The organism is Pseudomonas sp. RW407 (assembly GCF_003176655.1).
GTDB classification, from domain to species: Bacteria; Pseudomonadota; Gammaproteobacteria; order Pseudomonadales; family Pseudomonadaceae; genus Pseudomonas; species Pseudomonas delhiensis.
This window is the reverse complement of record NZ_QGSL01000106.1, coordinates 486,857-511,465: the sequence shown is the minus strand read 5'-3', so window position 1 is coordinate 511,465 and position 24,609 is coordinate 486,857. Positions and strand designations below refer to the sequence as shown.

The window sequence follows — 24,609 nt, the reverse complement described above, 5'->3', positions numbered from 1 at the left end:
TCCCCAAATCGGTTGGCGGCGTGGCGCCATCCAGACAAGAACAAGAAATGGAGTCCACCGATGCTGACTGTCCAGCACCCGGCCCGTGGGGCCAATCCCGTCTTTTCCCGTGTCTTCCCCGCCGGTTTCGGCGCGGCCCTGGCCCTCGGCGGCCTGGCCGGGGAAGCCGACGCTGCCGGCTTCATCGAAGACAGCAGCCTGAAGCTGCAGACGCAGAACATCTACTTCAACCGCGACTTCCGCGACGGCGCCGGCCAGTCCAAGCGCGAGGAGTGGGCGCAGGGTTTCATCCTCGACTTCCAGTCCGGCTACACCGACGGCACCATCGGCGTCGGCCTGGACGCCCTGGGCATGCTCGGCCTGAAGCTCGACTCCAGCCCCGACCGCACCGGCAGCGGCCTGCTGCCCACCCACGACGACGGCCGCGCCGCCGACGAGTACAGCAAGCTCGGGCTGACCGCCAAGTTCAAGGTCTCGCAGACCGAACTCAAGCTCGGCAGCCTGGTCCCCGACCTGCCCACCCTGCAGCCCAACGACAGCCGCCTGTTCCCGCAGATCTTCGAGGGCGGCCTGCTGGAGTCCCGCGACCTGCCCGGCCTGGCCTTCACCGGCGGGCGCCTGGAGAAGGCCATCGACCGCGACTCCACCGACGCCCAGGACCTGGCGCTGAACAACAAGAACAAGCGCTTCACCGGCACCGTGGCCGGCGAGCACTACGACCTGGCCGGCGGCGACTACAAGTTCGACGACCACTTCACCGGCCGCTACCACTACGCCGAGCTGGACGAGGTGTACCGCCAGCACTTCGTCGGCCTGCTCACCAGCCACAAGCTAGGCGACGGCAAGCTGACCAGCGACTGGCGCCTGGCGATCAGCGACGACGACGGCGCCGCCCGCGGCGGCAGCATCGACAACCGCGCCTTCAACGCCATGCTCGGCTACGCCATCGGCGCCAACAAGTTCAGCGTCGGCTGGCAGCAGATGGATGGCGACAGCGCCTTCCCCTACATCGACGGCAGCAACCCCTACCTGGTGAACTTCGTCCAGGTCGGCGACTTCGCCGAAGCCAAGGAACGCTCCTGGCAGCTGCGCCACGATTTCGATTTCGCCGTGTTCGGCCTGCCCGGCCTGACCCTGATGAACCGCTACCTCAAGGGCGACAACGCCGAGATCAACGGCCGCGCCGGCGAAGGCCGCGAGTGGGAACGCAACACCGACCTCAAGTACGTGGTGCAGAGCGGCCCGCTGAAGGACTTCGGCGTGCGCCTGCGCAACGCCACCTACCGTTCCAACTTCGCGCGCAACGCCGACGAAACCCGCGTCTACCTCACCTATTCCCTGGCGATCTGGTAAACAACAACAAGAAGAGGCCCCGAAGATGACCAAGCTCCATACCCTTCCCCTGCTCCTCGCCGCCGCGCTCCTCGCCGGCGCCGCCCAGGCCGAGCCCAAGCGCCCGGAATGCATCGCCCCGGCCGCCCCCGGCGGCGGCTTCGACCTGACCTGCAAGCTGGCGCAGAGCGCCCTGCTGGACGAGAAGCTGCTGTCCAGCCCGATGCGCGTCACCTACATGCCCGGCGGCGTCGGCGCGGTGGCCTACAACGCCGTGGTGGCCCAGCGCCCGGCCGACGGCAACAGCATCACCGCCTTCTCCAGCGGCTCGCTGCTGAACCTGGCCCAGGGCAAGTTCGGCCGCTACGACGAGAACGCGGTGAAGTGGCTGGCGGCCATCGGCACCAGCTACGGCGCCATCGCCGTGCGCAACGATTCGCCCTACAAGAACCTCGCCGACCTGGTGGCCGCGCTCAAGGCCGACCCGGGCAAGGTGGTGATCGGCTCCGGCGGCACCGTCGGCAGCCAGGACTGGATGCAGACCGCGCTGATCGCCAAGGCCGCCGGCATCGACCCGAAGCGGCTGCGCTACGTCGCCCTGGAAGGCGGCGGCGAGATCGCCACGGCGCTGCTCGGCGGGCACATCCAGGTGGGCAGCACCGACATCTCCGACTCCATGCCGCACATCCGCGCCGGCAAGATGCGCCTGCTCGCGGTGTTCTCCGAGGAGCGCCTGCAGGACGAGGGCATGGCCGGCATCCCCACCGCCAAGGAGCAGGGCTTCGACATCGTCTGGCCGGTGGTGCGCGGCTTCTACGTCGGGCCCAAGGTCAGCGACGAGGACTACCAGTTCTGGAAGGCCTCCTTCGACAAGCTGCTGGCCTCGGAGGACTTCGCCAGGCTGCGCGACCAGCGCGAGCTGTTCCCCTTCGCCATGACCGGGCCGGAGCTGGACAGCTACGTCAAGCAGCAGGTCGCCCGCTACCGCCAGATGGCCCATGACTTCGGCCTGATCCAGTAAGCTGCGAGGTTCCCGACATGCACGCCCCCCACTCGCTGCCGCAGCGGCTGTTCGCCGGTGCCTGGCTGCTGGCCTGCCTCGGCCTTGCGGCCATCGCCTGGGACTACCAGGCGCCCTTCTCCTACGAACCGGTGGGCCCGCGCGCCTACCCGCTGCTGTGCCTGGCGCTGATGGCGATCGGCCTGGCCTGGCTGATCCTGCGGCCCACGCCGGTGCGCCACGACGACGAGCAGCCGCTGGAAGGCGCGCTGCTGCGCAAGGTGGTGGCGTGCGTCGGCCTGCTGCTGGTCTACGCCGGGCTCTTCGAGCCGCTGGGCTTCATCCTCGCCAGCGCCCTGGTGGGCAGCTTCATCGCCCTGCTCTACGGCGGCAGGCCGGCCGTCAGCGTGGCCACCTGCACGCTGCTGAGCATCGGCCTGTACCTGCTCTTCGACCGCACCCTGGACGTCCCGCTGCCGCGGGGCGTGCTCGACTTCCTGCCCTTCTGAGGACACCGTCATGGATACCCTGAGCTATCTCGGGCAGGGCTTCGGCGTCGCCCTGAGCCCCTACAACCTGATCACCGCGCTGATCGGCACGCTGATCGGCACCGTGGTCGGCCTGCTCCCGGGCCTTGGCCCGATCAACGGCGTGGCCCTGCTGATCCCGGTGGCCTTCGCCCTCGGCCTGCCGCCGGAGTCGGCGCTGATCCTGCTGGCTGCGGTCTACCTGGGCTGCGAATACGGCGGGCGGATCTCCTCGATCCTGCTGAACATCCCCGGCGAGGCCTCCACCGTGATGACCACCCTCGACGGCTACCCCATGGCGCGCCAGGGCCTGGCCGGCGTGGCCCTGTCGCTGTCGGCCTGGAGCTCGTTCATCGGCGCCTTCATCGCCACCTGCGGCATGGTGCTGTTCGCCCCGCTGCTGGCGAACTGGGCGATCGCCTTCGGCCCGGCGGAATACTTCGTGCTGATGGTCTTCGCCATAGTCGCGCTCGGCGGCCTGGCCGGCGACCGCCCGCTGAAGACGCTGCTGGCGGCGCTGCTCGGGCTGTTCCTGTCCAGTGTCGGCATCGACGCCAACAGCGGCGTGTACCGCTTCACCTTCGACAGCATCCACGTGGCCGACGGCATCCAGTTCGTGGTCCTGGTGCTGGGCCTGTTCTCGGTCAGCGAGATCCTCCTGCTGCTGGAGAAGACCCACCACGGGCACAAGGCCGTGGAAGCCAGCGGGCGCATGCTGTTCAACCTCAAGGAAGCCGCCTCGGTATTCGTGGTCAACCTGCGCTGCGGCCTGCTCGGCTTCGTCATGGGCGTGCTGCCCGGCGCCGGCGCCACCCTGGCCAGCGCGGTGGCCTACATGACCGAGAAACGCTACGCCGGCGAGAAGGGCAAGTTCGGCCAGGGCGACATGCGCGGCCTGGCCGCCCCGGAAACCGCCATCGGCGCCTCCGCCTGCGGCGCCCTGGTGCCCATGCTGACCCTCGGCGTGCCCGGCTCGGGCACCACGGCGGTGATGATCGGCGCGCTCAGCCTGTACAACATCACCCCCGGCCCACTGCTGTTCCAGGAGCAGCCGACCATCGTCTGGGGCCTGATCGCCTCGCTGTTCATCGCCAACCTGATGCTGATCATCCTCAACGTGCCCATGGTCCGGGTGTTCACCCGCATCCTCGCGGTGCCGAACTGGGCACTGGTGCCGGGCATCGCGATCATCACCGCGATCGGCGTGTACGCCGTGCACGCCACCACCTTCGACCTGTTCCTGATGGTCGCCATCGGCATCCTCGGCTACATCCTGCGCAAGCTCGACTTCCCGCTCTCGCCGCTGCTGCTGGGCTTCATCCTCGGCGGGCTGATGGAGCAGAATCTGCGCCGCGCGCTGTCGATCTCCAACGGCGAGCTGGGCATCCTCTGGTCCAGCCCCATCGCCATCGGCACCTGGGCCCTGGTGGCGGCGATGCTCTGCCTGCCGCTGTACCGCGCCTGGCGCCGCCGCCTGGCCCGCCGCGGCGCGCAGCCGGCCAGCGCCTGAGCCCGGAAGAAGAACCACGCTCGCCGCGTTCTCTCCTGCGGCGATTTCAGACCCGCCTTGCGCGGGTCTCTTTTTGTCTGCGGCTGGCGCTCGTAAACCCTGCGATGGGAGGCGCTGGCGGGTCAGCGCGGCGCCAGGTGCACCACCATCAGCTGCACGCTCTCGTTGCCGCGGAATTCGTTGACGTCCAGCTTATAGGCCATCTCCGCCCAGCGCACCGTCGGGTTCGGCCAGACCTCGCGGTCGACGTTAAAGGCGATGCCGTCCAGTTGCAGCGAGCCGCACTCGGTCTTGAGCACCAGCTTCAGGTGGCGTTCGCCGACGATGCGCTGCTGGACGATCTGGAACACCCCATGGAACAACGGCTCGGGGAAGTGCTGGCCCCAGGGGCCGGCCTGGCGCAGGGCGCGGGCCAGTTCCAGGTGGAACTCGGTCAGGCTCAGCTGGCCGTCGGAGAGGATGCGCCCGGTGAGGTCGTCCTCGCTGAGCTGGCGGCGCACCTCGGCGTCGAAGGCCGCGGCGAAGGCGCCGAAGTGCCCCTGGGGCAGCGACAGGCCGGCGGCCATGGCATGGCCGCCGAACTTGCTGATCAGCCCCGGGTGGCGCGCGGCCACTGCGTCCAGGGCGTCGCGGATATGCAGGCCGGGCACCGAGCGGGCCGAGCCCTTGAGGCTGCCGTCGCCGGCGTCGGCGAAGGCGATGGTCGGGCGGTGGTAGCGCTCCTTCAGGCGCGAGGCGAGGATGCCGATCACCCCCTGGTGCCAGTCCGGGTCGAACAGGCACAGGCCGAAGGGCATTTCCTCCACCGGCAGTTCCTTGAGCTGGGCCAGCGCCTCGCGCTGCATGCCCTGCTCGATGGCTTTGCGGTCCTGGTTGAGCTGGTCGAGCTGCACCGCCATGTCGCGGGCCAGGGCCTCGTCCTCGCAGAGCAGGCACTCGATGCCCAGGGACATGTCGTCCAGGCGCCCGGCCGCGTTGAGCCGCGGGCCGAGGATGAAGCCCAGGTCGGTGGAGGTGATGCGCCGGGCATCGCGCCCGGCCACTTCCAGCAGCGCACGCAGGCCCGGGCGGGCGCGGCCGGCGCGGATGCGCGCCAGGCCCTGGTGCACCAGGATGCGGTTGTTGGCGTCCAGCGGCACCACGTCGGCGACACTGCCCAGGGCCACCAGGTCGAGCAGCTCGGCCAGGTTCGGCTCCGGCGTGCCGCTGCGGGCGAACCAGTCCAGCTCGCGCAGGCGCGCGCGCAGGGCGAGCATCACGTAGAAGATCACCCCGACCCCGGCCATCGCCTTGCTGGGGAATTCGCAGCCCGGCTGGTTGGGGTTCACGATGGCGTCCGCCGCCGGCAGTTCCGGGCCCGGCAGGTGATGGTCGGTGACCAGCACGCGCAGCCCGGCGGCCTTGGCCGCGGCCACGCCGTCGATGCTGGAGATGCCGTTGTCCACGGTGACCAGCAGCTCCGGGCGTTTCTCCAGGGCGACCGCGACGATTTCCGGGGTCAGGCCGTAGCCGTATTCGAAGCGGTTCGGCACCAGGTAGTCGACCCAGGCCGCGCCGAGCAGGCGCAGGGCCAGCACGCCGACACTGCTGGCGGTGGCGCCGTCGGCGTCGAAGTCGCCGACGTAGAGGATGCGCTGGCGCTTCTGCAAGGCGTCGACCAGCAGCGCCACGGCGGCGTCGATGCCCTTGAGCTGGCGGTACGGGATCAGCCGCGCCAGGCCCTTGTCCAGCTCCTCGGCGGACTTCACGCCACGGGCGGCGTACAGGCGGGTGAGCAGCGGCGGCAGGTCGCCGAGGTCGGGCAGGGTTTCCGGCAGCGGGCGGGGGTCGATGCGCATCGGTCGTACAGTGTCCTTTCCGGCGGCTTTTATCGCTCGCCCATCAGCCATTCCAGTTGCAGTTCGTGCTGGCCGTTCTCGTCGGTGACGAAGATCGTCCCCTCGCTGATCATCACGGTCCAGTTGATCGAACGCGGCAGGTCGCGGGCCAGTTCCTCCAGGGGCTCCTGGGGGACGGCGGCGACATTGAGGTTCTTCAGGTGGCGCACGCCGTCGAGGACCTTGGTGGTCCATACGCGCAGGTTGCCGTAGGCCAGCAGCGAGAGTCTTTCGCAACGCCGCGAGCACCACACCAGGCGCTCGCTGTCCGGCTGGCCGACCTCGATCCAGTGCAGGATGCGGTCGTCCAGGCTCTTCTCCCACAACGACGGCTCCTCGACGTCCGACAGGCCCCGGCCGAAGGCCAGCTGCTCGTTGTACCAGAGCACGAAGGCAAGCAGGCGGACCGCCAGGCGCTCCTCGGTTTCCGAGGGATGGCGGGCGACAGTGAAGCGCAGTGTCTCGTAGACGCCGCGGTCCAGGTCGGTGAGGCTGATGTCGGCCTTGTAGGGGGTGGCGGAGAGGGCCATGGTCTATCCCAGCGATGCGAAGGCGGCAAGTCTACCCCGATTGCGCCCGCCCTGCCGCCCCCGTCGCGCTCAGCGGTGGCCGCGGCCTTCGTGCCCCGGGCGGGAGGCCGACAGCTCGATGCGGTTGCGGCCCTTGGCCTTGGCCAGGTACAGCGCCTGGTCGGCCAGCGACAGCAGCCGCGCCAGCTCGTAGCCGCCCTCCTCGCTGGTGGCCACGCCGATGCTGACGCTGAGCAGGCCCTCACCGACGAACGGAACCTCGGCGAACTCCCGGCGGATGCGTTCGGCCACCTGGCAGGCGGCCTCGGTGCCGGCCCCGGTCAGCAGGCAGGCGAACTCCTCGCCGCCGATGCGCCCGAACACGTCCTGGCGGCGCATGCGCGAGGCGGTGATGCGGCTGAACTCCTGCAGGGCGCGGTCGCCCACCGGGTGGCCGTAGGCGTCGTTGAGGCGCTTGAAGTTGTCCAGGTCGCAGACCAGCAGCGCCACCGGCTCGCCGCGTTCGGCGCACAGGCGCAGCAGGCGCTCGCCGGAATCCATGAAGGCGCGGCGGTTGCCGATGCCGGTCAGGGGGTCGCTCAGGGCCGCCGAGCGGAACTTCAGCTCGGCACGGTCCTTGACCATGGTCAGGGTGGTGAAGGCCAGGCCGACGGCGACCAGCATGGTCTCGAACACCAGCAGGGTGAACAGGGTGGTGTAGGTGCCCGAGGGCTCGCCCGGCACCGCGCCGCGGTCGACGAAGATGCGCAGGGTATAGAAGCCCGCGTGGAACAGCAGCAGGGCCAGGGTCGGCCGCAGCGGCACTTCCAGGCGCCGGCGGCTGCGCCACAGCTCGGCGGCGGCGAGCAGGCAGTAGACCACGGTCAGCGCCGAGTGGACCTGGATGCGCGCGACCATCGAGTGCAGGAAGGCCGGCCACAGGCACAGCAGCAACCAGAGCACGGCCCCCGCGGCCACGCCGGGCCAGTAGGGCGCGCGCCCGGCGAACACGCGCATGCTGGTCCACAGCAGCGCGCAGGAAAGCATCACCACCACGTTGCCGGCGACGATGGCCAGCATCTCCAGGCCGAAGCTGCGCAGGGCGATGAGGAAGGTGGACAGCGCCCCGAGCAGGAGCATGCCGGCCATGTAGCCGAGGGTCGGCTCGCGGCGCCCGCCGTACCAGGCGAAGAACATCAGCACCCCGACCAGGGCGAGGATGTAGAGGTCCACCAGCAGCAGGGTGGGCAGGCTCAGCGACATGCGCCCTCCTTCGGCATCCGGGGCGCAGGCGGCATGGGGTCGGCAGAAGGAGGAAGATCAACGGCACGCATGAGCGGATACCCGGGCCGGCCTGAAAAAAGTGTGGGAATGCTCCCTACTCTACGCGCCCGGAGCCGATCGCGGAACGCCTTCACAACCGATCGGTCAGCTTTGCCCGCGCCGCCGGGCTACCCGTCGGCCGCGAGCCACGCTAGAGTCGCCCCACACTGCCCGACCGACGGAACACCCGATGAACGCCACCGCCAAACCCCTCGCCGGCCTCAAGGTCGTGGAGCTCGGCACCCTGATCGCCGGCCCCTTCGCCGCGCGCCTGTGCGCCGAGTTCGGCGCGCAAGTCACCAAGATCGAATCGCCCGACGGCGGCGACCCGCTGCGCAAGTGGCGCAAGCTCTACGAAGGCACCTCGCTGTGGTGGTTCGTGCAGGCGCGCAACAAGCGCTCGCTGACACTCAATCTCAAGCAGGAAGCCGGCCGCGAGGTACTGAAGAAGCTCCTGGCCGAGGCCGACATCCTGATCGAGAACTTCCGCCCCGGCGTGCTGGAGAAGCTCGGCCTGGGCTGGGACGTGCTCCACGCGCTTAACCCCAGGCTGGTGATGGTGCGCCTTTCCGGCTTCGGCCAGAGCGGCCCCTGCAAGGACCAGCCGGGCTTCGGCGCGGTGGGCGAATCCATGGGCGGGCTGCGCTACATCACCGGCTTCGAGGACCGCCCGCCGGTGCGCACCGGCATTTCCATCGGCGACTCCATCGCCGCCCTGTGGGGCGTCATAGGCGCGCTCATGGCCCTGCGCCACCGCGAGGTCAACGGCGGCCAGGGCCAGGTGGTGGACGTGGCGCTGTACGAGGCGGTGTTCGCCATGATGGAGTCCATGGTCCCGGAGTTCGACGTGTTCGGCTTCATCCGCGAGCGCAGCGGCAACATCATGCCCGGCATCACCCCCTCCTCGGTGCACACCACCGCCGATGGCAGGCACGTGCAGATCGCCGCCAACGGCGACGCCATCTTCCGCCGCTTCATGCTCGCCATCGGCCGCCAGGACCTGGCCGACGACCCGCAGCTGGCCGGCAACGACGGCCGCGACGCCCGGCGCGACGAGCTGTACGGGGTGATCGACCGCTGGGCCCGCTCACTGCCTCAGGAAGAGGTGCTGAAGGTGCTGAACGCGGCCGAGGTGCCGGCCAGCCGCATCTACTCCGCCGAGGACATGTTCAGCGATCCGCAATTCCTCGCCCGCGAGATGTTCCTCTCGGCGAAGCTGCCGGACGGCAAGCCCTTCAAGATGCCCGGCATAGTGCCCAAGCTCTCGGAAACCCCCGGCTCGGCCGAGTGGATAGGCCCGAAGCTGGGCGAGCACAACGACGCGATCCTGGCGGAACTGGGCTACGACGCCGAACAGATCGCCGCGCTGCGGCGTGATGGATCAGTTTGAGCCGCGCCCCTGTAGGAGCGAGCTTGCTCGCGAACGGGGCTACCGGCTGACTGCGTGGCCACTCGTTCTGCCCAACGGTCCCCCTCTCCCGCTTGTGGGGGAGGGTTAGGGAGGGGGTGCGGAGTCAAGCCCAGCATCGGTGTGTCGTCGACGTCCGCAACCCTCTCCCCAGCCCTCTCCCTGAAGGGAGAGGGAGCCGTTCGGCGTCAAGCGAAACCAAGCAGTCATCCTGCACACCCGCCCGCTCTTGTAGGAGCGAGCTTGCTCGCGAACGGGGCTATACCGGCTGACTCCATGGCCTGTCGTTCTGCCCAACGGTCCCCTCTCCCGCAAGCGGGAGAGGGGGCTGTCCGCAGCGGCCTGGCAGATCGTCACTCGCCGGTTGGCTCGGAATCGCTCACGGATGCCTCCGGCTGACGCCAGGGCCTTTCGTTCTACCCAACGGTCCCCTCTCCCGCTTGCGGGGGAGGGTTAGGGAGGGGGAGCGGATCCAAGCCCAGCACCAGTGTGTCGTCGAAGTCCGTTGCCCTCTCCCCAGCCCTCTCCCGCAAGCGGGAGAGGGCGCTGTCCGCAGTGGCCGAACAGCACGTCGCTCGCCGGCTAGGCTGGCGTGCGGGCCGGGCTTGGGTTCGCGAGCAAGCTCGCTCCTACAGGGAAAAGCGATCGGGCCGACTGATCCGCACCAGGAAATCCACTACCTGATCCTTTCGGCGTCCATTCCGGACGCTCCGCAGAGGAGACGGCTTCATGGAAACGAACCCGCATTGCCTGGACACGCTGCGCAAGCTGGCCCACGGCCTCGATCCGCGCACCGGGCAAGCCCTTCCCGGCGGCGATGCCTGCCAGGCGCCGGAGGTGATCCGCGCGCTGTTCCAGGCCATCCAGGCCCTCGAAGCCCAGGGCAAGGTGCGCCCGAGCCCGGAGCAGGCCGGCAAGCCCTGGAACGAGGAAGAGGAACAGGCCCTGTTGCAGCGCTTCGACGAGGGCGAACCTGTCACCGCCATCGCCCGCGCCCATGGCCGCACCACCGGGGCCATCCGCGCCCGCCTGGTGCAGTGCGGGCGGCTATAGAAACGCGAATGCCGCCGCCCCGGGCCGGGGCGGCGGCATTCTCGATGGAGCTGGCGGGCTCAGGCGTCGTAGCTGAGCACCTGGGCGGCGCGCTGGCGCAGGGCGTGGATGACGTCGTTGCAGATCCGCCCCTCCTGGACCGCCAGGTCGCGGCTGATGGCCTCCAGCGCTTCCTGGCAATTGCGCTCGTCGGCCAGTTGGTCGCCACTGAGGACGCGACGCAGGACGACCTCGCCTTCGGAGGTGCTCAGGCTCAGCACCCGGCCACCGTCCGGACGCGCGGGTCCGAGATCGTGGGCGTATTGGCTGAAGATGGCTGCGAGCAGGGGCTCGAGTCGGTCCATGGGGTTCTCCTGGGATACAACGGATACGTCAGGAAAAGACCCCTTTCTGCAGGAAAAAGTTCAATAACCTCAGATATTTGCCCCGGAAACGAAAAAGCCCGCCAAGCTGGCGGGCTTTTCTTTCGACCGGCTTAGAGCGGTTTGCCGCGGTTGCCGTGGGCGCTGACGAAGGCCTGGACCTTGGCCAGTTCGTTGGGCAGCACGGTGCAGCGCTCTTCGCGCTGGAACAGGTCGGCCAGGTGCGCCGGCAGCGCCGGGACGGCCTCGATGCCGGCCTTCTCCACCGCTTCCGGGAATTTCACCGGGTGCGCGGTGCCCAGGGTGACCATGGGGATGGCCAGGCTGCGGCGGCATTCGCGGGCGGCGCGCACGCCGATGGCGGTGTGCGGATCCAGCAGTTCGCCGCACTCGGCGTAGACCTCGGCGATGGTCTGGCAGGTCTGCTCGTCGTCCACCGCCAGGGAATCGAACAGGCGGCGCGCCTCGGTCCAGCGGTCGTCCTCGACGGACAGCTTGCCGGTGGCCTTGAAGGCGTCCATCAGCTCGGCGATGGCCTTGCCGTTGCGGCCGTGCAGGTCGAACAGCAGGCGCTCGAAGTTGGACGAGACCATGATGTCCATGGACGGCGACAGCGACGGGTGCAGGGTGTCCTTGTCGTAGCGGTTGCCGGACATGAAGCGGTGCAGGATGTCGTTTCGGTTGGTCGCCACGATCAGCTGGCTGACCGGCAGGCCCATGTTGCGCGCCAGGTAGCCGGCGAAGATGTCGCCGAAGTTGCCGGTGGGCACCGAGAAGGCCACCGAGCGGGCCGGCGCGCCGAGCTGCAGGGCGGCGTGGAAGTAGTAGACGATCTGGGCCATGATCCGCGCCCAGTTGATCGAGTTGACCGCCACCAGGCGGGTGCCCTTGAGGAAGCCCTGGTCGGCGAAGCTGGCCTTGACCATCTCCTGGCAGTCGTCGAAGTTGCCTTCGATGGCGATGTTGTGGATGTTCTCGCCGAGGATGGTGGTCATCTGCCGGCGCTGCACCTCGGACACGCGGTTGTGCGGGTGCATGATGAAGATGTCGACGTTTTCGCAGGCCTTGCAGCCCTCGATGGCCGCCGAGCCGGTATCACCGGAGGTGGCGCCCATGATCACCACGCGCTCGCCGCGCTTGGTCAGCACGTGGTCGAGCAGGCGGCCGAGCAGTTGCAGGGCGAAGTCCTTGAAGGCCAGGGTCGGGCCGTGGAACAGCTCCAGCACCCATTCGTTGCCATTGAGCTGGCGCAGCGGCGCCACGGCGTTGTGGGCGAAGACGCCGTAGGTCTCTTCGAGGATCTTCTTGAAATCGGCATCGCTGATGCTGCCGGCGACGAACGGGCGCATCACCCGGAAGGCCAGCTCGTGGTACGGCAGGCCGGCCCAGGAGGCGATCTCCTCGACGGTGAAGCGCGGCAGGTTTTCCGGCACGTAGAGGCCGCCGTCGCTGGCCAGGCCCGCCAGCAGCACGTCTTCGAAGTTCAGCGCGGGCGCCTGGCCGCGGGTACTGATGTAGCGCATTTGTTCAAAACCTTCGGTTTTGGCTTCAGGCCTCAGGCGGCAGGCTTCAGGCTTTTCCGCCTGGCGCCTGCAGCCTGTAGCCTGCAGCCCGATTAGTTGAGCTGTTCGACGCGAATGCGTACGACATTGCCGACCACGTCATCCAGCGCTTCCAGCGCGGCGATGGCTTCGATGATGCGGGACTCGAGCACGCGGTGGGTAACCAGGATCATCGGCACCAGACCGTCATGCTCTTCGACTTCCATCTGCATGATCGATTCGATGTTGATGCCGCGCTCGGAGAGGATGGTCGCCACCTGGGCCAGTACGCCCGGGTGGTCCTTGGCCTGGATGCGCAGGTAGTAGGCGCTTTCGCAGGCGTCGATCGGCAGGATCGGGTGGTCGGAGAGCGCGTCCGGCTGGAACGCCAGGTGCGGCACGCGGTTCTCCGGGTCGGTGGTGAGCACGCGGACCACGTCGACCAGGTCGGCGACCACCGAGGAAGCGGTGGGCTCCATGCCGGCGCCGGCGCCGTAGAACAGCGTGGAGCCGGCGGCGTCGCCGTTGACCATGACGGCGTTCATCACGCCGTTCACATTGGCGATCAGGCGGTCGGCCGGGATCAGCGTCGGGTGCACGCGCAGTTCGATGCCCTTGTCGGTGCGGCGCGCCACGCCCAGGTGCTTGATGCGGTAGCCCAGGGCCTCGGCGTAGTTCACGTCGGCGGTGGTCAGCTTGGTGATGCCCTCGGTGTAGGCCTTGTCGAACTGCAGCGGGATGCCGAAGGCGATGGACGCCAGGATGGTCAGCTTGTGCGCGGCGTCGATGCCCTCGACGTCGAAGGTCGGGTCGGCCTCGGCGTAGCCCAGCGCCTGGGCTTCCTTGAGCACGTCGGCGAAGGCGCGGCCCTTCTCGCGCATCTCGGTGAGGATGAAGTTGCCGGTGCCGTTGATGATGCCGGCCAGCCAGTTGATGCGGTTGGCCGCCAGGCCTTCGCGAATCGCCTTGATCACCGGGATGCCGCCGGCCACCGCGGCCTCGAAGGCGACGATCACGCCCTTCTCGCGGGCCTTGGCGAAGATTTCGTTGCCGTGCACGGCGATCAGCGCCTTGTTCGCGGTGACCACGTGCTTGCCGTTCTCGATGGCCTTGAGCACCAGCTCATGGGCCAGGGTGTAGCCACCGATCAGTTCGATGACCACGTCGATTTCCGGGTTGTTCGCCACGTCGAAAATGTCGGCAGTGATGGGGGTGCTGCCGGTTTCGCATTTCGGGTTGGGGCGACGGGCGGCAATCTGCGCAACCTCGATACCACGCCCGGCACGGCGGGCAATCTCCTCGGCGTTGCGTTTGAGTACATTGAAGGTACCGCCACCGACGGTCCCCAACCCACAGATTCCCACTTTCACCGGTTTCACGCTGAAACTCCCCATCATCGCGGCAAACGGGGTACGCCCCGGCACGCGGCGCGCAGGCGGCGAGGACGGGGACGTACCGTACGAAGGCCGGGCGAGCGCCCGGCCTCATGGTTAAAGGAACCGCACATTACGAAGCGGCTCCCCATTAGTCAAATCAGGCGCAGGGCCCGATTCACTTGGTGTCCAGCACCAGCTTGGCGATTTCGCCGGCGCTCTGGTAGCCCGGCAGCATCTGGCCGCTTTCGAGGATGATCGCGGGGGTGCCCTGCACGCCGACCATCTGCCCCAGCTCGAACTGCTTGTCCACCGGGTTGGGGCACTGCGCGGCCTTGATTTCCTTGCCGTGGAACATGTCGGTCATGGCCGCGGCGCGGTCCTTGGAGCACCACACCGCCTGCAGCTGCTGGTCACCCGGGGACTTCGGCCCCTGGCGCGGGAAGGCCAGGTAGCGCACCTCGATGCCGCGCTTGTTCAGCTCCGGCACCTCGGCGTGCAGCTTCTGGCAGTAGGGGCAGGTGGTGTCGGTGAACACGGTGATGTGGGCCTTGGCCTTGCCCTGGGCGGGGAACACCACCATGTCGCTGGCGGGCAGGGCATTGATGGTCTTGGCCACGCCGGCCGCCTCGGCGACCTCGGTGATGTTGGTGGCCGCGCCATCCTTCACCTGGTAGATGCTGCCCTGCACGACGAAGTTGCCGTCGGTGCTGGCGTAGAGCACGCGGCCACCCTTGAGCTGGACCTGGTACAGGCCCTGCACCGGGCTGGCGCTGATGGCTTCGATGGGCAGGTCGGGCTGCAGCGACTGCAGGGTCTTGCGGATGGTCTGGTCGGGCTCGGCGGCCAGGACGAGGGTGCTGGCCAGGCCCAGGGCCGCGGCAACCAGGAATCGGGACAGACGCATGGAAAACTCCTGTGGATGAACCCCGAAGACTATCACAGGGCGGCCCTCCACCGAACCGCACGCTTGTAGCACGAGGCTACAGGCCGCAGGCGGCAGGCTACAGGCGAAGAGCGGGCGTCCCGCTGCACCTTGCCCGGCTCTTTCCTGCAGCCTGCCGCCTGTAGCCTGCAGCCGCCTCTAGCCCCTCGGGTGGTGCTGGGCGTGCAGCTCCTGCAGGCGCGCGCGGGCGATGTGGGTATAGATCTGGGTGGTCGACAGGTCGCTGTGGCCCAGCAGCATCTGCACCACGCGCAGGTCGGCGCCGTGGTTGAGCAGGTGGGTGGCGAAGGCGTGGCGCAGGGTGTGCGGCGACAGCGACTTGCCGATGCCGGCCACCCTGGCGTGGTGCTTGATGCGGTGCCAGAAGGTCTGGCGCGTCATCTGCTCGCCGCGCAGGCTGGGGAAGAGCACGTCGCTGGGGCGGCCGCCGAGCAGGTCGCCGCGGGCATTGCGCATATAGCGCTCGATCCACAGGATGGCTTCCTCGCCCAACGGCACCAGGCGTTCCTTGCTGCCCTTGCCGAACACCCGCACCACGCCCTGGCGCAGGTTGAGCTGTTCCAGGGTCAGGCCGACCAGTTCGCTGACGCGCAGGCCACAGGCGTAGAGCACCTCCAGCATGGCGCGGTCGCGCAGGCCCAGCGGGTCCTCGGTCTCGGGCGCGGCCAGCAGCGCCTCGACGTCGGCCTCGGACAGCGACTTGGGCAGCGGCTTGCCCAGTTGCGGCAGTTCCACCTGCAGGGTCGGGTCCTCGGCGATGAGGTTCTCGCGCAGGCAGTAGCGGTAGAAGCCGCGCACCCCGGAGAGGAAGCGCGCGGTGGAGCGGGCCTTGTAGCCCTGGGCCAGGCGCCAGGCCAGGTGGTCGAGGATCAGCTCGCGGCCGGCGCGCTCCAGACCCACGCCCTGTTCTCCCAGCCAGCCGTTGAACAGCGCCAGGTCGCTGCCGTAGGCCAGGCGGGTGTTGTCGGAGAGGCCTTTCTCCAGCCACAGGGCGTCGAGAAAACGGTCGATCAGGGGATGGGGAACGGGTGTCATGCGCTGGCGGTTTCTAAAGCGGTCGGGGCGCGGCTAGTCTTCCACAGGCGGGCCGTCCGCGGCCAGCCAAACCCTCGTCAAGGAACCCCATGCATGGATGAAACCCGCGTTCTGCTTTCCCTCGGCGGCATCGGCGCCGGCGCCCTGCTCTGCCAGTGGCTGGCCTGGCGCCTGCGCCTGCCGGCGATCCTCTTCCTGCTGCTGTCCGGCATCCTCGCCGGCCCCCTGCTCGGCCTGCTCGACCCGCAGGCGCTGTTCGGCCCGCTGCTGTTCCCCCTGGTCTCGCTGTCGGTGGCGCTGATCCTCTTCGAGGGCAGCCTCACCCTGCACTTCAGCGAATGGCGCGAGATCGGCAAGGTGGTGCAGCGCATGGTCACCTGGGGCGCGCTGCTGACCTGGGGCGTGATCGCCCTGGCGACGCACTGGCTGCTGGACTTCAGCTGGGAGATGGCGCTGCTGTTCGGCACCCTCACCCTGGTCACCGGCCCCACGGTGATAGTGCCGATGCTGCGCGTGGTGCGGCCGAAGGCGACCATCGCCAACATCCTGCGCTGGGAAGGCATCGTCATCGACCCGCTGGGCGCGCTGCTGGCGGTGGTGGTGTACAGCTTCATCGCCGCCAGCGACGCCGGCAGCGGCTGGCGCGACAGCCTGCTGACCTTCGCCGCGGTGATCGCCTGCGGCAGCGCCTTCGGCATCCTCGGCGGCCTGGCCCTCGGCCAGGTGCTACGCCGCCAGTGGCTGCCGGACTACCTGCACAACCTGGCCGCGCTGTCGGCGGTGCTCGGCATCTTCATCGGCGCCAACCTGACGGTGCACGAGTCCGGCCTGCTGGCGGTGACGCTGATGGGCATGTGCCTGGCCAACATGAAGGGCGTGGACGTGCGGCAGATCCTGCACTTCAAGGAGAACCTCAGCGTGCTGCTGATCTCCGGCCTGTTCATCGTCCTCGCCGCGCGCCTGGACCTGTCCGCCCTGCTCGGCCTGGGCCCGGCGGCGCTGCTGGTGCTGGCGCTGATCCAGTTCGTGGCGCGGCCGCTGAACGTGCTGGTGAGCAGCGCCGGCTCGTCGCTGGACTGGCGCGAACGCGCGCTGCTGGCCTGGATAGCCCCGCGCGGGATAGTCGCGGCGGCGGTCTCGGCGATCTTCGCCATCCGCCTGCAGGAGGCCGGCCATGAACAGGCCCAGCTGCTGGTGCCGCTGACCTTCCTGGTGATCATCGGCACCGTGGTCCTGCAGAGCGCCACCGCGCGGCCCCTGGCGCGCCTGCTGAAGGTGGCGGAGCCGGCGCCCAGCGGCTTCCTCATCGTCGGCGCCAACCCGGTGGCGCGGGCCATCGGCACGGCGCTGAAGAACGCCGGCAGCCGCGTGCTGCTCACCGACTCCAGCTGGGAGAACATCCGCGCCGCGCGCATGGACAACCTGCCCACCTACTTCGGCAATCCCACCTCGCAGCATGCCGAGGCGCACCTGGACCTGGTCGGCCTCGGCCACCTGCTGGCCCTGTCGCCCTCGGGCGAGCTGAACACCCTGGCCTGCATGCGCTTCCGCCACGAGTTCGGCGCCCGCCTCTACAGCCTGACCAGCGGCCAGGAGAGCCGGCGCAGCGACAAGCACCGCGCCAGCGACCAGCACCGCGGGCAGAACCTGAGCCCGCGCGAGCTGAGCTACCCGCAGTTCGCCGGCCTGCTGTCCCGCGGCGCCGAGGTGCGCAGCACCCTGCTCAGCGAGAGCTTCGGCTGGGAGCGGTACCAGGCGCTGTACGGCAACGCCGCCACCCTGCTGTTCGCCCGCGACCCGTCGGGCTGGATGCACGTGGCCAGCAGCACCCGGCCCCTGACCCCCGGGGAGGGCTGGCTGGTGATAGCGCTGATCGAAGAAGGCGCCGACGCCGCCGGCAAGGAGGGCGACCGATAGTCGGAATGCCCCGGGATCGGCTGGCGAATCCTTCGTCAGCCTATCCTAAGATGGGTGACAGGCGGCGTGCCGGAAGCAATGATTGCACCACGCCATCATTCTTTGCCTACGTGGTCCACCACCATGTCCAATACCCAGAATTCCCGCCTCGGCCAGATTCTCGTCAACAAGGGCCTGATCAGCGCCGCCCAGCTGGACCAGGCGATCCAGTTGCAGTTGCGCAACGGCCTGCGCCTGGGGGAAACCCTGATCGCCCAGGGCTGGATCAGCGAGCGCCAGGTCAAGCGGGCGCTGAAGAAGCAGAACAACCTGCGCCTGGCCGCCACCCTGGTGGCGGCCCTGCTCGGGCCCTTCCAGCTGGCCAGCGCGGACATCCAGCGCCAGCCCCCGGCGATCGGCCAGAGCCACCAGCCGCGCGGGCTGAAGCCGCTGAGCGACAGCGAGATGAGCGGCATCAACGCCCAGGGCTTCGACGAGACGCTGCAGAGTCTGTTCGTCAGCGCCGAGGCCGGCGACGGCGTGGGCACCATGAAGCAGCTGGCGCGCCTGGTGCTGCCGGTGGTGGACAGCCTACAGGCCGAGACCTCGATGAAGGACGTGGTCTACGACACCGAGCACCTGGCCTCCAACGTCAACCCCGACGGCTCCATCAGCCTGCGCCTGCCCAGCTCCATCGGCGAGATGCGCTTCGACAACATCCGCGTCGCCGGCGCCCCGCAGAGCCAGAGCATGGGCAGCCTGAGCCTGCAGGACATCGACCTGTCCCAGGCTTCGCTGCGCGTCAGCATGCGGCCGTGAGGCGGCCGGGAAGCCGGGAAACCGGGAGTCGTCTGTTGGCCTGATCGCGGACGGAGTCCTACGCACGCGCCCCACGGTTCCGGAGGCACAGTTGTAGGAGCGCGCCCTGCGCGCGAAATCGCGGGCAGGGCCCGCTCCTACAGGTTGCCATCACCTTCCCACCAAATCCCAGGCATGAAAAAAGCAGCCCGAGGGCTGCTTTTTTCCGGATCGACTGGGAGTCGTGGACTCAGACCAGTTTTTCCTTGATGCGCGCTGCCTTGCCGGACAGTTCGCGGAGGTAGTACAGCTTGGCCTTGCGCACGTCACCGCGACGCTTGACGCTGACGCTGTCGACCAGCGGGCTGTAGGTCTGGAAGGTACGCTCTACGCCTACGCCGTTGGAGATCTTGCGAACGGTGAACGCGCTGTTCAGGCCGCGGTTGCGCTTGCCGATCACGACGCCTTCGAAGGCCTGCAGACGCTGACGGTCGCCTTCCTTCACTTTCACCTGGACGATTACGGTGTCGCCGGGGGCGAACGCCGGAATCTCTTTGTTCATCTGTTCAGCTTCGATCTGCTGAATGATCTTGTTGGTCATCTCAGTGCTCCTAAGACAAGCGCTCGGCGCTCGCCATCGATACGTTAACTATCGTCCCGCTGGCGGATGTATTCCTCCAGCAGCTTCTTCTCTTCTCCAGAAAGCGAGCGGCAATCCAGAAGATCGGCACGTCGTTCCCAGGTCCTGCCTAGGGACTGCTGCAAACGCCAGCGCCGGATGTGTTCGTGGTTGCCGCTGAGCAGCACCTCGGGAACACGTTTGTCTGCGTACACCTCGGGGCGGGTGTAGTGCGGACAGTCGAGCAGGCCATCCGTGAAGGAGTCCTCCTCGGCGGAGTCCACGTGGCCCAATGCACCGGGCAACAACCGCGTGACCGCGTCGATCAGCACCATGGCCGGAAGCTCACCCCCGGACAGGACATAATCGCCAATCGACCATTCCTCATCGACATGCTCTTCAATGAAGCGCTCGTCGATGCCTTCGTAACGCCCGGCGATCAGGATCAGTCGTTCCTCGTTCGCCAGTTCCTTCACGGCCGCCTGCGTCAGCTTGCGACCTTGCGGCGACAGGTAGATCACCTTCGCCGGTCCGCCTGCGGCTTGCCGGGCATCGCCCAGTGCGCCTTCCAGCGGCCTGATCTTCATCACCATGCCCGGACCACCGCCGAAGGGCCGGTCGTCCACCGTCTGGTGACGGTCATCAGTGTTGTTGCGTGGGTTGAAACACTCGAGCCGGATCAGCTCCTGTTTCACCGCACGGCTGGTGATGCCGTAGTCACTGATGGCGCGGAACATCTCCGGAAAGATGCTGATGACCCCGATCCACATGGGTTGAAACTCCTACCCTGCGGGTCAGAAATCCGCGTCCCAGTCCACCCTGATCTCGCCGGCTGCCAGGTCCACCGATTGCACGCATTGCTCCGTATAGGGCAACAGGCGCTCGCGGTCGTCCAGGCTGCCCGCACAGGGCTTGACCACCATCACGTCGTTGGCGCCGGTCTCCAGCATGTGGTCGAGTATCCCGAACAGTTGCCCGTTCGTATCGATCACCTTGAGACCTTCCAACTGGCTCCAGTAGAACTCACCGTCATCCAGCTCCGGGAGCTCGCTGCGCGGCACCAGGATCTCGAAATCCGCATAGGTGCGGGCGACTTCGCGATCATCCAGGCCCTTCAGCTTCGCCACCAGGACATTGCCCTGCACGCGGCCACTGACCAGTTCAGCCTGTCGAACCTCGGTGCCACGCCGTAGCGTCCAGCGCCGGTAGTCCAGCAGGTTGTCCAACGGGTCGGTAAAGGAATACACCTTCACCTCGCCACGAATGCCATGCACGGAAACTATCTTGCCGAGTACGATCATTTCCTCGGCCGCAGGCATCGTGTTCATCGACTTCAGGCAGCCTTGGCGGCTTCCTTGATCAGCTGGGCTACGCGCTCGGACGGTTGGGCGCCCTGGCTCAGCCAGTAGTTCAGACGTTCCTGGTTGACCGAGAGCTTGACTTCGGCGCCAGTGGCGATCGGGTTGAAGAAGCCGACGCGCTCGACGAAACGGCCGTCGCGAGCGTTGCGGCTGTTGGTCACGGTCAGGTGATAGAACGGGCGCTTCTTGGAGCCGCCACGAGCCAGACGAATGGTTACCATGCGTACATTGTTCCTATGGTTTGCTTGCAAAAAAGAAATGCAGCCCCCGGGCACGGAGCCCGAAAGGCCGCATATTCTATGAGCTAAAGCCCCGCGCCGCAAGCCGCAGCACGTCGGCCCGCCAGGCAGGCGGGCCTGCGGCTCACATCTTCGGCATGCCGCCGGGGAACATGCTCCCCATGCCGCGCATCATCTTGGCCATGCCGCCCTTGGCGGTGACCTTCTTCATCATCTTCTGCATCTGCTTGTGCTGCTTGATCAGACGGCCCACGTCCTGCACCTGGGTGCCCGAACCCAGGGCGATGCGGCGCTTGCGCGAGCCGCTGATCACTTCCGGGTCGCGGCGCTCGGCCGGAGTCATGGAATTGATGATGGCTTCCATCTGCTTGAACTGCTTCTCGGCCGCGCCCTGGGCGTTGCCCATCTGCGCCAGGTTGACGCCGCCGAGCATCGGCAGCTTGTCCATCAGGCTGCCCAGGCCGCCCATGTTCTTCATCTGCTGCAACTGGTCGCGGAAGTCTTCGAGGTCGAAGCCCTTGCCCTTCTTGATCTTCTTCGCGAGCTTCTCGGCCTTCTCGCGGTCGAGGGTCTGCTCGGCCTGCTCGATCAGGCTGAGCACGTCGCCCATGCCGAGGATGCGCGAGGCCACGCGGTCCGGGTGGAAGGGGTCGAGGGCTTCGCTCTTCTCGCCCATGCCGAGGAACTTGATCGGCTTGCCGGTGATGGCGCGCACCGACAGCGCGGCACCGCCACGGGCATCGCCGTCGACCTTGGTCAGCACCACGCCGGTCAGCGGCAGGGCGTCGTTGAACGCCTTGGCGGTGTTGGCGGCGTCCTGGCCGGTCATGGCGTCGACCACGAACAGGGTTTCCACCGGCTGGATCGCCGCGTGGACCTGCTTGATCTCGTCCATCATATCGGCGTCGATATGCAGGCGACCGGCGGTATCGACGATGACCACGTCGATGAACTTCAGCTTCGCCTCGCGGATCGCCGCCTCGGCGATGGCCACCGGCTTCTGGCTGGTATCCGAGGGGAAGAAGGTCACGCCGATGTCGCTGGCCAGGGTTTCCAGCTGCTTGATCGCCGCCGGGCGGTAGACGTCCGCCGAGACCACCAGCACGGACTTCTTCTTGCGCTCCTTGAGGAAGCGCGCCAGCTTGCCGGCGGTGGTGGTCTTGCCCGCGCCCTGCAGGCCGGCCATCAGGATGACCGCCGGCGGCGCGGCGTTGAGCGCCAGGTCCTCGTTGGCCGCGCCCATCAGCTCGACCAGCTCGGCCTGGACGATCTTCACGAAGGCCTGGCCCGGGGTCAGGCTCTTGGACACCTCGGTGCCGACCGCGCGCTCCTTGATGCGGTTGACGAAGTCCTTGACCACCGGCAGGGCCACGTCGGCCTCGAGCAGGGCCATCCGCACTTCGCGGAGCGTATCCTTGATGTTGTCCTCGGTCAGCTTGGCTTTGCCGGTGACCTGGCGCAGCGTTTGCGAGAGGCGGTCTGTAAGGTTTTCGAACATGCGCGTTCCTATCGGGCCGTGGCCGGCCGGGGTGGGCGTGGCAGCAAGCGCGGGATTATAACCAACTGCGAAGGCCACAGACACCGCCGATGATCCCGCTGCAGCGAGAAAGCGAAGCGTTCCCGGCTGCTTTCTAGGCACGGCCGTTCTGTGCCAAACTCGGCACCTTTCGAAGGATTCGCCCAAGAAGCTATGCACCCTCTGCTACCCAGCCTGCTCGCCGCCCTCCTCTACCTGGGCGCCACGGCCTACCACGGTGTCTGCCTGGCGCGCCGCGCCGCGCCGAACAAACCCCTGCTGCTGGCGCTCGGCCTGGCCGCGCTGATCGCCCAGTGCCTGGGCCTGGCGCCGCAGCTGCTGACCGACGCCGGGCTGGTGCTGGACTTCTTCAACGCCGCCAACCTGATCGCCGCGGCGGTGATCGCCCTGACCCTGCTGGCCTGCCTGCGCATCCCGGTGGAGAACCTGCTGCTGTTCCTCTTCCCCCTGGGCATGCTGACCGCCGCGCTGTCGGTGCTGGTGCCCCACGGCACCCTGGAGCCGATCAACGAGCAGCCGGGCATCCTCGCGCACATCCTGCTCTCGGTGCTGGCCTACGGCCTGCTCACCATCGCGGTGTTCCAGGCCCTGCTGCTGCTGGTGCAGGACCATCGCCTCAAGCACAAGCACCCGGCCGGGCTGATCCGCAACTTCCCGCCGCTGCAGACCATGGAAAGCCTGCTGTTCGGCTTCCTCTGGGGCGGCTGGGTGCTGCTCTCGCTGTCGCTGGTCTCCGGCTGGCTGTTCCTCGACAACCTGTTCACCCAGCACCTGGCGCACAAGACCATCCTCTCCTGCTTCGCCTGGGTGGTCTTCGCCGTGCTGCTGTGGGGCCGCCACCAGCTCGGCTGGCGCGGGCACAAGGCGATCCGCTGGACCCTGGCCGGCTTCTGCCTGTTGATGCTGGCCTACTTCGGCAGCAAGCTGGTCAAGGAATTCATCCTGCACATCTGAGCCCGGCGGCGCCTGGGCGCCCCGGAACGCTGAGGGAACCCGACGCATGGGCGACATCCATCCCGGCTACCTGATCGGCCTGCTGGTCGTCCTGCTGCTGTGCTCGGCATTCTTCTCCAGCGTCGAGACCGGGGTGCTCAGCCTCGACCGCTACCGCCTGCGCCACCAGGCCAAGCAGGGCAACCGCGCGGCGCGGCGCACCAGCTGGCTGCTGCTGCGCACCGACCGCCTGCTGGGCACCATCCTCATCGGCAACAACCTGGTCAACGTCATCGCCTCGTCCCTGGCCACCGTGCTGGCCCTGCGCCTGTGGGGCGACTTCGCGGTGGCGCCCACCGCCCTGGCGCTGACCCTGGTGCTGCTGATCTTCGGCGAGATCACCCCCAAGACCTACGCCACCCTGCGCCCGGAGCGCGTGGCCTTCCCCGCCAGCCTGCCGCTGCTGTGGCTGCAGCGCCTGTTCAGCCCGCTGCTGTGGCTGATGAACGGGGTGAGCAACGGCATCCTGCGGCTGTGCGGCCTGGACCCGGCGCAGCGCCGCAGCCGGCCGCTGAACAACGACGAGCTGCGCAGCGTGGTCAGCGAATCCAGCGAGAAGCTCAGCGCCAACCGCCAGGACATGCTGCTGAGCATCCTCGACCTGGAAAAGATCACCGTGAACGACCTCATGGTGCCGCGCAACGAGGTGCAGGGCATCGACCTGGACGACGACGTGGAGAGCATCATCGGCCAGCTGCGCAACACCACCCACACGCGCCTGCCGGTGTTCCGCAACGACATCAACCAGGTCGAGGGCATCGTCCACATGCGCCAGATCGCCCGCCTGCTGACGCACAACCAGCTGACCAAGGACAGCCTGCGCGCGGCCTGCCTGGAGCCCTACTTCATCCCCGAGAGCACGCCGCTGGCCACCCAGCTGATCAACTTCCAGAAGCAGAAGCGACGCATCGGCATCGTCGTCGACGAATACGGCGAGGTGATCGGCATCATCACCCTGGAAGACATCCTCGAGGAGATCGTTGGCGAGTTCAGCAACGCCGACGCCCTGCGCAACCCGGACATCCACCCCCAGGCCGACGGCACCTACGTGATCGACGGCTCGGCGAACATCCGCGAGCTCAACCGCGCCCTCGGCTGGCAACTGCCCAGCGAAGGCCCGAAGACCCTCAACGGCCTGGTCACCGAGGCGCTGGAGCAGATTCCCGACTGCCCGGTGTGCCTGCGCATCGGCCCCTACCGCCTGGAAATCCTGCAGTCCGGCGAAAACCGCGTGAAGAGCGTGCGCGTCTGGCTCACCGGGCGCGCCGCCGCAGCGGCGCCGGGCAGCGCCGGCGGGCTTGCCTGAGCGGCTGGCCCGCGCCCTATAATCACCCCCTGCTTACCCAGCATCCCGCGCCAGGGCCTGCGCT

The 24,609-nt window shown here is 67.9% G+C and carries 23 protein-coding genes; 10 read left to right on the top strand and 13 right to left on the bottom strand.

Features of this window, described 5'->3' with window-relative positions; genetic code table 11:
* Positions 1 to 60: 60 nt before the first annotated feature.
* The 4 genes from DK254_RS19145 to DK254_RS19130 are packed head-to-tail and all read left to right on the top strand — an operon-like array spanning position 61 to position 4,369.
* Positions 61 to 1,353, top strand: coding sequence for an OprD family porin (locus tag DK254_RS19145; protein ID WP_109935041.1), 1,293 nt, complete (start codon positions 61 to 63; stop codon positions 1,351 to 1,353).
* A 25-nt stretch (positions 1,354 to 1,378) separates the two neighbouring features.
* Complete coding sequence (locus tag DK254_RS19140) at positions 1,379 to 2,353, top strand: tripartite tricarboxylate transporter substrate binding protein (RefSeq protein WP_109935040.1); 975 nt, start codon at positions 1,379 to 1,381, stop codon at positions 2,351 to 2,353.
* Between the two features lie 17 nt (positions 2,354 to 2,370).
* Complete coding sequence (locus DK254_RS19135; RefSeq protein WP_109935039.1) at positions 2,371 to 2,841, top strand: tripartite tricarboxylate transporter TctB family protein; 471 nt, start codon at positions 2,371 to 2,373, stop codon at positions 2,839 to 2,841.
* A gap of 10 nt (positions 2,842 to 2,851) precedes the next feature.
* Complete coding sequence (locus tag DK254_RS19130) at positions 2,852 to 4,369, top strand: tripartite tricarboxylate transporter permease (RefSeq protein WP_109935038.1); 1,518 nt, start codon at positions 2,852 to 2,854, stop codon at positions 4,367 to 4,369.
* Positions 4,370 to 4,491: 122 nt separating this feature from the next.
* Here DK254_RS19130 and recJ read toward each other — a convergent pair whose 3' ends face one another.
* From recJ to DK254_RS19115, 3 genes are all read right to left on the bottom strand, one after another.
* On the bottom strand, positions 4,492 to 6,207 hold the full coding sequence (recJ, locus tag DK254_RS19125) for a single-stranded-DNA-specific exonuclease RecJ (RefSeq protein WP_109935037.1): 1,716 nt from the start codon (positions 6,205 to 6,207) through the stop codon (positions 4,492 to 4,494).
* A gap of 29 nt (positions 6,208 to 6,236) precedes the next feature.
* Entirely contained in the window at positions 6,237 to 6,776 is a 540-nt protein-coding gene (locus tag DK254_RS19120) for a YaeQ family protein (protein WP_109935036.1), read from the bottom strand.
* 69 nt (positions 6,777 to 6,845) lie between these two features.
* A complete protein-coding gene (locus tag DK254_RS19115) occupies positions 6,846 to 8,018 on the bottom strand; it encodes a diguanylate cyclase (RefSeq protein WP_109935035.1) in 1,173 nt (390 codons plus the stop codon).
* A 250-nt stretch (positions 8,019 to 8,268) separates the two neighbouring features.
* On the opposite strand from DK254_RS19115, the gene DK254_RS19110 reads away from it, so the two are divergent.
* Together DK254_RS19110 and DK254_RS19105 are read left to right on the top strand one after the other, a co-directional pair.
* Entirely contained in the window at positions 8,269 to 9,468 is a 1,200-nt protein-coding gene (locus DK254_RS19110; RefSeq protein ID WP_109935034.1) for a CaiB/BaiF CoA-transferase family protein, read from the top strand.
* A 747-nt stretch (positions 9,469 to 10,215) separates the two neighbouring features.
* Positions 10,216 to 10,539, top strand: a complete 324-nt coding sequence (locus DK254_RS19105) for a hypothetical protein (protein WP_089391445.1) — start codon at positions 10,216 to 10,218, stop codon at positions 10,537 to 10,539.
* Positions 10,540 to 10,598: 59 nt separating this feature from the next.
* Here the strand turns inward: DK254_RS19105 and DK254_RS19100 are convergent, their stop codons facing one another.
* From DK254_RS19100 to xerD, 5 genes are all read right to left on the bottom strand, one after another.
* Positions 10,599 to 10,883, bottom strand: a complete 285-nt coding sequence (locus DK254_RS19100) for a DUF3509 domain-containing protein (RefSeq protein WP_089391444.1) — start codon at positions 10,881 to 10,883, stop codon at positions 10,599 to 10,601.
* A 131-nt stretch (positions 10,884 to 11,014) separates the two neighbouring features.
* Positions 11,015 to 12,424: a threonine synthase gene (gene thrC, locus DK254_RS19095; RefSeq protein WP_109935033.1), complete on the bottom strand. Its 1,410-nt coding sequence runs from the start codon at positions 12,422 to 12,424 to the stop codon at positions 11,015 to 11,017.
* A gap of 92 nt (positions 12,425 to 12,516) precedes the next feature.
* Entirely contained in the window at positions 12,517 to 13,821 is a 1,305-nt protein-coding gene (locus DK254_RS19090; protein ID WP_089391442.1) for a homoserine dehydrogenase, read from the bottom strand.
* 172 nt (positions 13,822 to 13,993) lie between these two features.
* The gene (locus DK254_RS19085) at positions 13,994 to 14,722 is read right to left on the bottom strand and encodes a thioredoxin fold domain-containing protein (protein WP_109935032.1); all 729 of its coding nucleotides are present in this window, start codon (positions 14,720 to 14,722) and stop codon (positions 13,994 to 13,996) included.
* Between the two features lie 177 nt (positions 14,723 to 14,899).
* Entirely contained in the window at positions 14,900 to 15,796 is an 897-nt protein-coding gene (xerD, locus tag DK254_RS19080; RefSeq protein WP_109935031.1) for a site-specific tyrosine recombinase XerD, read from the bottom strand.
* Positions 15,797 to 15,889: 93 nt separating this feature from the next.
* Between xerD and DK254_RS19075 the strand changes: the two genes are divergently transcribed.
* Positions 15,890 to 17,713: a sodium:proton antiporter gene (locus DK254_RS19075; protein ID WP_109935030.1), complete on the top strand. Its 1,824-nt coding sequence runs from the start codon at positions 15,890 to 15,892 to the stop codon at positions 17,711 to 17,713.
* Between the two features lie 123 nt (positions 17,714 to 17,836).
* Positions 17,837 to 18,511: a hypothetical protein gene (locus DK254_RS19070; protein WP_109935029.1), complete on the top strand. Its 675-nt coding sequence runs from the start codon at positions 17,837 to 17,839 to the stop codon at positions 18,509 to 18,511.
* Positions 18,512 to 18,740: 229 nt separating this feature from the next.
* On the opposite strand, the gene rplS is transcribed toward DK254_RS19070, so the two are convergent.
* From rplS to ffh, 5 genes are all read right to left on the bottom strand, one after another.
* On the bottom strand, positions 18,741 to 19,091 hold the full coding sequence (rplS, locus tag DK254_RS19065; RefSeq protein ID WP_009616363.1) for a 50S ribosomal protein L19: 351 nt from the start codon (positions 19,089 to 19,091) through the stop codon (positions 18,741 to 18,743).
* A gap of 44 nt (positions 19,092 to 19,135) precedes the next feature.
* Positions 19,136 to 19,879 (bottom strand): tRNA (guanosine(37)-N1)-methyltransferase TrmD, encoded by a 744-nt coding sequence (gene trmD / locus DK254_RS19060; protein WP_089391436.1) that lies wholly within the window; start codon positions 19,877 to 19,879, stop codon positions 19,136 to 19,138.
* A 24-nt stretch (positions 19,880 to 19,903) separates the two neighbouring features.
* Entirely contained in the window at positions 19,904 to 20,437 is a 534-nt protein-coding gene (gene rimM, locus DK254_RS19055) for a ribosome maturation factor RimM (RefSeq protein WP_371921163.1), read from the bottom strand.
* A gap of 5 nt (positions 20,438 to 20,442) precedes the next feature.
* A complete protein-coding gene (rpsP, locus tag DK254_RS19050) occupies positions 20,443 to 20,691 on the bottom strand; it encodes a 30S ribosomal protein S16 (RefSeq protein WP_089391435.1) in 249 nt (82 codons plus the stop codon).
* A gap of 142 nt (positions 20,692 to 20,833) precedes the next feature.
* A complete protein-coding gene (gene ffh / locus DK254_RS19045; RefSeq protein WP_109935028.1) occupies positions 20,834 to 22,207 on the bottom strand; it encodes a signal recognition particle protein in 1,374 nt (457 codons plus the stop codon).
* A 192-nt stretch (positions 22,208 to 22,399) separates the two neighbouring features.
* Here ffh and DK254_RS19040 point away from each other — a divergent pair, with 192 nt between their 5' ends.
* Both DK254_RS19040 and DK254_RS19035 read left to right on the top strand, forming a co-directional pair.
* On the top strand, positions 22,400 to 23,200 hold the full coding sequence (locus DK254_RS19040; protein WP_089391433.1) for an inner membrane protein YpjD: 801 nt from the start codon (positions 22,400 to 22,402) through the stop codon (positions 23,198 to 23,200).
* 46 nt (positions 23,201 to 23,246) lie between these two features.
* Entirely contained in the window at positions 23,247 to 24,545 is a 1,299-nt protein-coding gene (locus DK254_RS19035; protein WP_109935027.1) for an HlyC/CorC family transporter, read from the top strand.
* Positions 24,546 to 24,609: the final 64 nt, after the last annotated feature.